This window comes from Defluviimonas salinarum (assembly GCF_026013545.1).
Classification (GTDB): Bacteria; Pseudomonadota; Alphaproteobacteria; order Rhodobacterales; family Rhodobacteraceae; genus Albidovulum; species Albidovulum salinarum.
In genome coordinates this window covers 1-8,749 of record NZ_JAPDOG010000061.1, presented here as the reverse complement: position 1 = coordinate 8,749, position 8,749 = coordinate 1, and the positions used below count along the sequence as shown (strand labels likewise).

General features: G+C 61.1%; 8 protein-coding genes and 2 pseudogenes. 8 read left to right on the top strand and 2 right to left on the bottom strand.

What is annotated here, in order from left to right; all coding sequences use genetic code 11:
• The first annotated feature begins 172 nt into the window (after positions 1 to 172).
• The 4 genes and pseudogenes from OM960_RS24850 to OM960_RS24835 all read left to right on the top strand — a co-directional run.
• Positions 173 to 916 carry a GNAT family N-acetyltransferase gene (locus OM960_RS24850; RefSeq protein WP_264773862.1) on the top strand — a complete coding sequence of 248 codons (744 nt, stop codon included), beginning with the start codon at positions 173 to 175 and terminating at the stop codon, positions 914 to 916.
• Positions 917 to 1,333: 417 nt separating this feature from the next.
• On the top strand, positions 1,334 to 1,753 hold the full coding sequence (locus OM960_RS24845) for a hypothetical protein (RefSeq protein WP_264773861.1): 420 nt from the start codon (positions 1,334 to 1,336) through the stop codon (positions 1,751 to 1,753).
• Between the two features lie 14 nt (positions 1,754 to 1,767).
• The gene (locus OM960_RS24840) at positions 1,768 to 2,280 is read left to right on the top strand and encodes a cupredoxin domain-containing protein (protein WP_264773860.1); all 513 of its coding nucleotides are present in this window, start codon (positions 1,768 to 1,770) and stop codon (positions 2,278 to 2,280) included.
• 54 nt (positions 2,281 to 2,334) lie between these two features.
• Positions 2,335 to 2,979, top strand: a pseudogene (locus tag OM960_RS24835) (RNA polymerase sigma factor); the annotation flags it as partial.
• A gap of 445 nt (positions 2,980 to 3,424) precedes the next feature.
• On the opposite strand, the gene OM960_RS24830 reads toward OM960_RS24835, so the two are convergent.
• On the bottom strand, positions 3,425 to 4,381 hold the full coding sequence (locus tag OM960_RS24830; protein ID WP_264773859.1) for an AraC family transcriptional regulator: 957 nt from the start codon (positions 4,379 to 4,381) through the stop codon (positions 3,425 to 3,427).
• Between the two features lie 213 nt (positions 4,382 to 4,594).
• Between OM960_RS24830 and OM960_RS24825 the strand changes: the two genes are divergently transcribed.
• The 4 genes from OM960_RS24825 to OM960_RS24810 all read left to right on the top strand — a co-directional run bounded on the left by OM960_RS24825 (position 4,595) and on the right by OM960_RS24810 (position 7,930).
• Positions 4,595 to 5,077 (top strand): YHS domain-containing (seleno)protein, encoded by a 483-nt coding sequence (locus OM960_RS24825; protein WP_264773858.1) that lies wholly within the window; start codon positions 4,595 to 4,597, stop codon positions 5,075 to 5,077.
• Between the two features lie 372 nt (positions 5,078 to 5,449).
• Positions 5,450 to 5,854, top strand: a complete 405-nt coding sequence (locus tag OM960_RS24820; protein ID WP_354003582.1) for a hypothetical protein — start codon at positions 5,450 to 5,452, stop codon at positions 5,852 to 5,854.
• A gap of 289 nt (positions 5,855 to 6,143) precedes the next feature.
• The gene (locus tag OM960_RS24815) at positions 6,144 to 7,418 is read left to right on the top strand and encodes a phage minor head protein (RefSeq protein ID WP_264773857.1); all 1,275 of its coding nucleotides are present in this window, start codon (positions 6,144 to 6,146) and stop codon (positions 7,416 to 7,418) included.
• Complete coding sequence (locus OM960_RS24810) at positions 7,415 to 7,930, top strand: hypothetical protein (protein ID WP_264773856.1); 516 nt, start codon at positions 7,415 to 7,417, stop codon at positions 7,928 to 7,930. The genes OM960_RS24815 and OM960_RS24810 overlap by 4 nt, the downstream gene beginning before the upstream one ends.
• Before the next feature lie 726 nt (positions 7,931 to 8,656).
• Here the strand turns inward: OM960_RS24810 and OM960_RS24805 are convergent.
• Positions 8,657 to 8,749 (bottom strand): annotated as a pseudogene (locus OM960_RS24805) (IS5/IS1182 family transposase); the annotation flags it as partial.

Sequence of the window (8,749 nt, the reverse complement as noted above, 5' to 3'; positions counted from 1 at the left end):
CCTGTCCGACAAGCACCTCAACCTGCCGCAGCTTCGTGACAATCTCTTCCGGCTTGTGCCGCTTCGTAGCCATTCTGATCCTCCGTTTTCCTAAACATAACGGCGGACCACTTCATCGGGGGAGGATCAGGAGTACTTCGGCAGCGTTTTTCAGATTGAAATCCAGAAGCAGATGATCGCTCGCCATGAATGGCTGGTGCATTCGACGACTATCGCAAATGGCGGCCGGGTAATGAATATTCTCGATCCCGCTGCGATCGGCTGGGATCGGGTTAGGGAGTTCGTCGACTCAGACGGGACTGTCGCTCTCACCGCCATGAAACGCGCGAACACCGAGGCGTTGCTCGCAGATGTTTTCGGCAGTGACTTTGATTTCCCGCAATGGAATGTTCACATTTCCGCCGCCAACCGCGTGCTTGCGCACAGCGAGAGAATACTCGCTGAGTACCGTGTCGTGGACGGATGGAGCCTGGAATGCCTGCAGACACCGAACGACCATGAGCTTTCGGCGATTCAGGCGCTGAACCTAGCGACAGGCGTTGCGCCTCTGCCAGGCCCATACCTTCGCGGCGATGTAGTTCCGTCGTTCACCTCGTGCCCATGGGCACATGATGGTGAACTGGCCGCCGTTTCCAATGTCACCGCTAGGTATCATGAGCATTCGCGTTTCGGCGGTCACGTCTTCAACGGTTCGACCAGTGTTGCTCCTGCCCATCGCGGCTCGGGGCTTGGAAAGATCGTCACGGCGCATGTGCTGGTGGAAAGCCAGCGGATGCTCTCCTGGACCCATGTGCTGGCGCAGGTTGCGCCGGACAATGTACCGTCTCGACGGATGGTGGAGTCTTGCGGCCTGGCTTGCGACCCCTCGCTGGCGACCTTTGGCGTGATCCGACGCGGAGTACAGTTCACGCGGTAGGCAGGGCTCAGGCATATTTGCACTGCCGCCATTGAAGATTAATCAAGGTCCTTCGGGCTTTCAGTCGACATGCGGCGCCGCGGCGCCCCGTGCCCACAAACCAGAAATGGCCTGCTTTTCGCCGCCACTGGCAGGATTTTGCTCCGCCGACGACATGTTGCACCGATCGCGGCTGCTCGCTGAGTATTCGAACCATTCTGCCTACGTCGCCCGCGCCAAGGCACGATCGGCGTTCAAGCGCGCATTCGACGTGCAGATCAAGGTCTTTGATGTCACGCGCGCCGTGACGCGCCAATGCCACTGTGACTTTCCTTCCCCGCGAAAATATTTCCATTCACGGGAACCTTTCCTGACCCGCTGCATCCAATGGTTCAGGTGCCTCCGAACGGTACCAACATGATCAGGAAAGGACGAGAGATGATTAGACTTCTGCCACTGGCTGCCGCGATGCTCATCGCAACCACAGGTCTTTCAGTCGCGCACCTTGAAACGGCGCTGGACCAGTCGCCTCCGGGCGAGCCTTACGTCCAGGTCAGCGACGTGCTGCCGCTTCCGGCCTTCCTTCCGGGCCTCGGGACACTGTTCGTCGACCCAGCGACCCTGCCGGCCGGCCCGTTTCTTGCCTACGATCACGACGGCAAGCTGTCGGCGACTGTCTTCATGACGCCGCTTGAAGATCTGCAGAACGGGACTGCCTATGGCGGACTTGGGATCGGAGCGCACACCGTGTCCGGCGTCGACATCTACTACAATGCCGGTCATCCCGGCATCGAGAAACCGCATGCCCATGTCGTGCTCTACCACGATGATGAGGCCAAGGGGCGGCTCGCGGAATGAGATCGTCCCGACGCATGATTCTGAGCCTCGGGGGTGGCGCACTTGCCACCCTCACGATGTCCACCCGGGTCAGGGCGGCGACCTTCGAGACTATCGAGATGCGCGGCACGGCGCGCGGTGAACGCATCTGGTTTGCGCCGCACGGCCTTGCGGTCGCACCTGGCACGTCGATCCGGTTCGTGAACCGCGATCCGGGCAACAGCCACACGGCGACGGCCTATCACCCCAATATCCTGAACCGAAAGCGCCGCATTCCCAAGGGCGCGCGACCCTGGGACAGCGACTACCTGTTGCCAGGCGACAGCTACGAGATCGTCCTCACGGCTCCCGGTGTGTATGACTATTATTGTCAGCCGCACGAAATGGCGGGAATGGTGGGCCGTATTGTCGTCGGATGGCCGGACGATTCTGAATGGGAAGGTCCGAGCGACGACGCGGAGGATGTGATGCCCGAAGTTCTCGCCGCATTGCCAGCCGTCGCGGACATCCTGCGGCTCGGGCGCATTGATCTGGAGGTCGACGAATGACGGCTCAGATTTTGGCCGGCGAAGCCCGGCTCAGCCGGGCCGGCATCAGCGGAAGCAGACCTCGTCGCCGACGCACGGTCTGGCAGCGAAGCCGCGGCGCGCGAGTTGATTCGGCGACTTAATCCCCGGCTTTTCAGGGTCGCGCGCGGAATCGTGCCGAGCGATGCCGAGGCCGAAGAGGTCGTTCAGGACACCTACCTCGTCGCCTTTACCCGCCTCGATCAGTTCAGCGGCGCCGCCGCATTCTCGACCTGGATCACGCGGATTGCCATCAATTCAGCGCTCATGCGAACCCGCCGCGCCCATCCTCATCAGGAATACGACACAGTGACCGAAGTCGACACATCGCAGGTCCTCGCCTTTCCGGGTCAGCGTTCGGAAATGCCGGACACCGCCTTGGCCCGGGCGCAGATCCGCAGCCTTCTCGAACGAGCCGTCGCGGACCTGCCGCCCGATCTCCGGCTGCCCTTCCTGCTTCACCATGCCGAGAGCATGAGCATACGGGATATCGCGCGTGACCTGTCGCTGAACCAGATCACCGTCAGGACGCGCCTCTATCGTGCCAGGCGCCGCCTGCGCCAAGCGCTGCAGCAACATGTTCAGGGCGGGTTCGACGCGATCTTTCCGTTCGATGGGGCGCGATGCCGTGACATGGCCGATCGGGTCATCGCCGATTTACGTGTGCGCGGCGGGCTCTGAGCCTGAATCGCTCGTCAGCCGCGCTCCCGTACTGGAGCGTTTAGGCAGGAGGGATTTTTGACGAGATTGCCGTCGAATACTGAGAGGAAGAAAGGCCCGAAAAACATCCTGCTGCCGCGACACAGGTTTCGAGTCCAGAGAGAGCTTGACGCCAGTCGTGCTCCTTCGGTCACAGGTTTCAGATAAGCAATACTATTATTGTTTAAAGCCGCTCTTCTTTTTCGATTCCCTCAATCTCCCCATCGACAGCCAGATTCCTCCGGAATTTGCCGGAACAGCAAGCGCGACGACAGGCGCCGTACTGAGATTTCGCGATCCCCACGCCAACTCAGTTTCTGGGCGAGTGCGCGCGCGACAGCCGACTCGTTTGGCGACCGGGGGGAGGTCTATTAACTTCAGATCATGCAAATCGCCGTGCAGATCGTTCAAGGATGAGGATAGTTTGTCACGCCGCCTCGCGCGGTACCAATCCTGACTGCCGGAATGCCGCAGGCGACGCGCCGATCTCTTTCTTGAACACCCGGCTGAACGCAGACTCCGACGCGTAGCCCGAGATTTCCGCCGCCTCCGCCACTGACAGGCCACGCGCCGACAGCGCTTCTCGCGCGATCTGCATGCGCCAGGAGGTGATGTAGGCCATCGGCGTCACGCCCAGGAGCGCGGCGAAGCGTGCGGCAAAGCCCGTGCGCGACAGCCCGGCCTCACGCGCCATGCCGGCTACGGTCCAGTCCGCGGCGGGCGCCCGGTGAAAGGCCACGAGCGCACGGGCCAGCTGCGGATCGGCAAAGCCAGCGACGCCATCCTCACCCGCTGCCGATTGCTCGATATGGGCGCGGATCGCTTGGGCGAAGATCGCCTCGGACATCTTCAGAGCGATCAGATCGCCGCCAAGTCGTGTCCCGCCCGCTTCCGCCCCGATGACCTTCAGCGTCGCCTCGAGCCAGGGGCCGGCCTCCTCGCCATAGCCGCGCAGGTGAATGAAGGGAGGAAGGCGTTCGAACAGCAGATGCCGCGACCCTTCCGCCAATGCGAAATGCCCGCAGATGAGCTGCGTGTCGCGCGAGCTCTCGTCGCCGCCCCAGACCAGCGTGCCATGTCCGGGAAATCCTGAACGCGTCAGGATATCGTCGAGCGGAAGCGCATCGTCCGGGCCGGTGTGGCGGCAGGAGAGCACATGCGCCGCACCATGCGGGATGATGACGAGATCGCCTTGGCCGAGGATCACGGGCACGGATTGGCCCGCCATGCGAACCAGTGCCTCGCCGCGATGGGCGTAATGGAACCGCGCCACGTCGCGGAACGACGGCACGCGCACGCCCCAGGGTTCGGTGAAGCTCGTACGGAAATAGAGTGAACCGCGAAGCGAAAGGCGGGTGAGGATGTCACTGAGCAGGTCCAACATGGCGGGCAGTTTACCAACAAAATCACGCACGTCCACATCGCAGGACGATTGAGCATGAAAGTTGGACCATCCAGCATTCAAACGCCACGAACGTCGCGCTTATCTGGCTCAGCGCCAAGGCAGGCGGCAGGGCCCTCGCGCCCAACCGCAAGCCGAAGCGCCTCCGGTTCGAGTGAACCGGTGACGATTTCATCCATCCCGAAAGGTATACACATGTCTCGCAAACTCACATTTCTCGTGGCGACGTTGACGACACTCTGCGCCTTTGGCCCCGCGATGGCCGCTGACGAAGCCAACGTCGCTCCGGGCCTCACCTATGGCGGCGCGCCCCTTGGCCTTCACGGCGCCGACCCGGTCGCGCTGCTCGACCAAGGCACGAACGCGGAGGGCATTGCCAGCTATGCGGCGGCCCATGACGGCGTTGCCTACTACTTCGCCTCGGCAGAGAACCTCAAGGCCTTCGAGGCGAACCCGGCGCGCTATGTGCCGCAATACGGCGGGTTCTGCGCCTTTGGCGTCTCGGTCGGCAAGAAGTTCGACGGTGATCCGAGCTTTGCCGCGGTGATGGACGACAAGCTCTATGTCTTCCTCAACGAGGATGTCTACAAGGCCTACCTCAAGGATCAGGCCGGCACCATCGAGAAGGCCGAGAGCAATTGGTCAGGCATCGAGCACACAGCCGCGACCGATCTCTGATTTCGAGCTCGATTTCCGGGCCGGCCAACATGGGCCGGCCCGGACCTTCCCGGAGCGGGACTTGGCGATCCCCATCGCCGTCGTCGTCCATAGGTTTTTTCGTTACATGCCGCACTTCACATTCTCACTCGTGAAGAAGGACGTGGGACCTGGCCGCGTATTCGTCGATCTCTCCGGCAGGGTAACTATGCTTGTTTACATCTTGCCCTTGTGCGGCGCACTGGCTCGAGCCACGTCGCTGGTCGGCTCTGCACTCAGGTGCCGGGCATGACCTGTCACCCGTCAACGCCCCTGATCCGCTTTGCGCGGTTGCCCGAGGTGTCGCTCGCGGAACTAGTCGCGCATATGTCGGACCCGCGTTTGCGCGACCACATGCCGCTCCTGACCGATACCTGGGGTCTGCCCGAGGCCGAAAGCTTCGTCGCCGCCAAGGAGGCCCGTTGGACACGGGACGGGCTCGGCCATTGGGCTTTATTCGCGGGTGGCCGCTACGTCGGCTGGGGCGGGTTTCAGAAAGAGGGTGAGGAATGGGATTTTGGCCTCGTGCTGCGGCCCCAGGATTTCGGGCTGGGCGGGCGCATCGTTCGAAAGGCATTGGCTTTCGCACAAACTGATCCGCGCATTCCTTTCGTTACATTTCTACTTCCGCCCTCGCGGCGCAATCTCGGAGCACTTGCCCGCATCGGAGCGAGACCGGTCGGCAGCCGTGACTACGGCAACGCCCACTTTCTGAAATATCGGCTAGAAATGCCGCGTCCCGACAACAGCCGGACCTGACGTAATTAATTCGGGAGCTCTAGGATGTCCGAAGCGACGGGCCCACCGCTTGCCAAGGCAACACGGGAATGCGGCGCTCGCCGCGCGCCGCGCGAAGAATTCCAACAGTGATCTTACGAAATAAGCTAGTTGCGAGATGGAGAAGGTTCTACGTCAGGCCCATCCCCTCCGCCACCCGATCGCCCCCGAAATCCAACCGTCTCCGCCAGACGCAACGACGCCTTCGGAGAGTTAATGCAACCTTAACGCCAACCTGATACCGCTTTCGAGGAACGACGCGGAGGAACCGATGCGGCACGAAAGCAAGTTTGCGGCCTGGATCAGGTCAGGCGGAAACAGCGTCTTCGTCTTGCCGCTCGGTCCGGTTCGGGCGCCGGAAGTCAAGTTCTCGGTGGTCCCTGACAGGCTGCTGGACAGCATCATCGACGATGCGCTGGCCGCAGGCGTTGCCCGGCTGAACGGCTTTCTCCCCGAGGGAGTCAGCATTGACATTACGTCGGTCTACCTGACCGCGATCAGGGATCAACTGCACACCTCTGTTGCGGGCCGCCCAAACGAAACGGGCGTGCCGGTCAATCCCAATGATCGGCTCATCAATGCGATCCTCGCGCGCTATGCCGAGGCGCTGAACGGCCATTTTCAAAGAGATGCGCTGCAGCTCGAAACCTACATCTGTCGCAGTCAGGACGATGCTCGTGTTCGCGCGGCACACGCCAAAAACGATGATCGCGTCTTCGCGTGGGCCAATCCTCCTGCCGGCGGACACCCCGGCGAGGCATGGAACTGCCGATGCGCGGCCGAACCAATCATTGATCCCCAAAACATTCCCGAGGGAGCGGTCTGCGACATCATAACCGGCAATCGGCTGTCCGAGGTATTCCCTGAAGCCGAAAGAGTCCGTCTCACGCAAGTTGCCCGGGAAATCGACCTACAGATTGTGACGGCCCAGTTGAACAGTCCCGAGCGACTGGCGCATTTCTTCGGTCAGATACTCCAAGAAGTCGGGCAACGAATGCGGCTCGTGGAGAGCCTCGACTATCGGGCAGATCGCCTAGGATCCTTCTTCAGCTACTTCCGGCGCCACCCGGAGGAAGCCTTGCTCTACGGGAGAACTCCAGAGCATCCCGCAGATCAAGAAGCTATCGCAAACCGTGCCTATGCGGACCGCAACGGCAACGGGAATGTCGAGAGTGGTGATGGATGGAGGTTCCGCGGGCGCGGCCTGAAGCAGGTTACCGGGCGCGCGAACTATCGGGCCTTCGCCGAAGAACACACCCTAATGTTCGGTGAACAGATCGACTTCGAGGCCGAGCCGGACTTGCTGGGTACACCTCGTTACGCCGTTCGTTCGGCCCTTTGGTTCTGGCATGCCAACGATCTCTATTCGCTCGCGGACGCAGGTATCGACCGCGCTGCCGCCGACAGCATTACTGCGATCATCAATCGTGGGACGGATTCCTATGGGCAACGCTGGGAAAACGTTCGTCGGCTGAGCGAGACGGAGATATTCGCAAACGTCTGTCGCTTCTCCGTCTCTCGCCCGCGCTTCGAGGATACGGAATGAGAAACGCCCTTCGGTTCCTTGCTGCTGTCTTGCTATTGGGCTTCGCCGGTCCGTCCTTAGGCCAAACGATCTTTGATGGCCCTTCGGTTGAGTCGGCTGAGCTGCGAGTTGAACTACGGCCTCGAGGTGAGGATCGATTTGCCATCCACCTGACCGACAAAACGACCGGCCGACAGGTGGACTACGAGTTTGACGGCGAGGGCGCGAACGATCCAGAGCCGTTTCTGTTGGTCGAGGGCCGCTACTGCAATACGTCGGTCATTCTGCTGACGATCGAGTTTCCTTGGCGGAATTCATTGCCGCAGTTCGCCCGCGTCCTGGACACCTACGCTTTTCGTATGTCGGACTTGGCGTATATAGACATGACGGCCGGGCCGGTGACCGATATCGCTTTGGTGGACATCTCTGAAACTGAAGCCGAAGACATGTCGATGCAACCGCCTATCCTCGTTGAATGCGTCTCAGATCCCAGCGGGAGCCCCTTTAAATTTGCATTGAAAACAAGTGATTAGCTTGTCATCGAGGTGGAGACGGTTGAACGCCAGGCCCATCCTCTCCGCCAAATTTTCTAAATAACACTATTATATTCAATGACTTGTAGATATGAATCAGGTATCAACCCCCATTTTGACCGCCATTCCGATTCCGCATGGCCTTGGACGCGACGCTTAAATGTTGCGGTTTATGCTCGCCCAATGCCCGCACCGGTTCCAAGCCAGAAAGCCATGGAGATTCACCTACCCCGTCCATGAGCAGTCATCCGCCGTTGATTTCCGTTGATTGATTATCATGTTGGCCGCTCGGCTCGCCGCCGCAGATAACGCGGCGGTTGACCATCCGGCGCAGCCGTCGCCGCAGCGCCCCCGCGAAATAATGGTCTATGGCGGCAAGCTCCGCCTCGCGGTCTAAGACCCCACATCGCGCGCGTGCATAATGGTGCGGGGAAATGCGCCAGCCGAACGCCCGCGCGATTGCCTGGATGGCATGGGCGAGCGGATCAATCTCCGCTTGCCCTTCCCAATACTGAACCGAGCGATGATGCAGCCCGGCGCGGCGGGCCAGGTCGCGCTGCTCAGTCCGCGTTCAAGCCGTTCCCGTTTCAAGTCATCGCCCGTCATGCACGCCTCGCCTAAGAGCCGCTCCATTCCGGCAATCACCTCTGCCGTACGAGGGGCCAAGGTATTGCGCCGCCCTTCGGCCCCAGCACGAGCCGCCTTAGGCTCCAGACTCATTGATCGTCAAAGCCAGAACAGGACGGTTGCGGCGAGTGCGACGGCGGAAAGGAAGGTCTTGGCGCATCTGTCGTAACGGGTTGCGACCCTGCGCCAGTC

What these genes read in the sequence shown, in the direction of transcription:
- OM960_RS24815 (WP_264773857.1), top strand. Translation starts at nt 6,144, where the DNA reads ATGCGGCACGAAAGCAAGTTTGCGGCCTGGATCAGGTCAGGCGGAAAC.
- OM960_RS24850 (WP_264773862.1), top strand. Translation starts at nt 173, where the DNA reads ATGATCGCTCGCCATGAATGGCTGGTGCATTCGACGACTATCGCAAAT.
- OM960_RS24845 (WP_264773861.1), top strand. Translation starts at nt 1,334, where the DNA reads ATGATTAGACTTCTGCCACTGGCTGCCGCGATGCTCATCGCAACCACA.
- OM960_RS24810 (WP_264773856.1), top strand. Translation starts at nt 7,415, where the DNA reads ATGAGAAACGCCCTTCGGTTCCTTGCTGCTGTCTTGCTATTGGGCTTC.
- OM960_RS24825 (WP_264773858.1), top strand. Translation starts at nt 4,595, where the DNA reads ATGTCTCGCAAACTCACATTTCTCGTGGCGACGTTGACGACACTCTGC.
- OM960_RS24830 (WP_264773859.1), bottom strand. Translation starts at nt 4,381, where the DNA reads ATGTTGGACCTGCTCAGTGACATCCTCACCCGCCTTTCGCTTCGCGGT.
- OM960_RS24840 (WP_264773860.1), top strand. Translation starts at nt 1,768, where the DNA reads ATGATTCTGAGCCTCGGGGGTGGCGCACTTGCCACCCTCACGATGTCC.
- OM960_RS24820 (WP_354003582.1), top strand. Translation starts at nt 5,450, where the DNA reads ATGCCGCTCCTGACCGATACCTGGGGTCTGCCCGAGGCCGAAAGCTTC.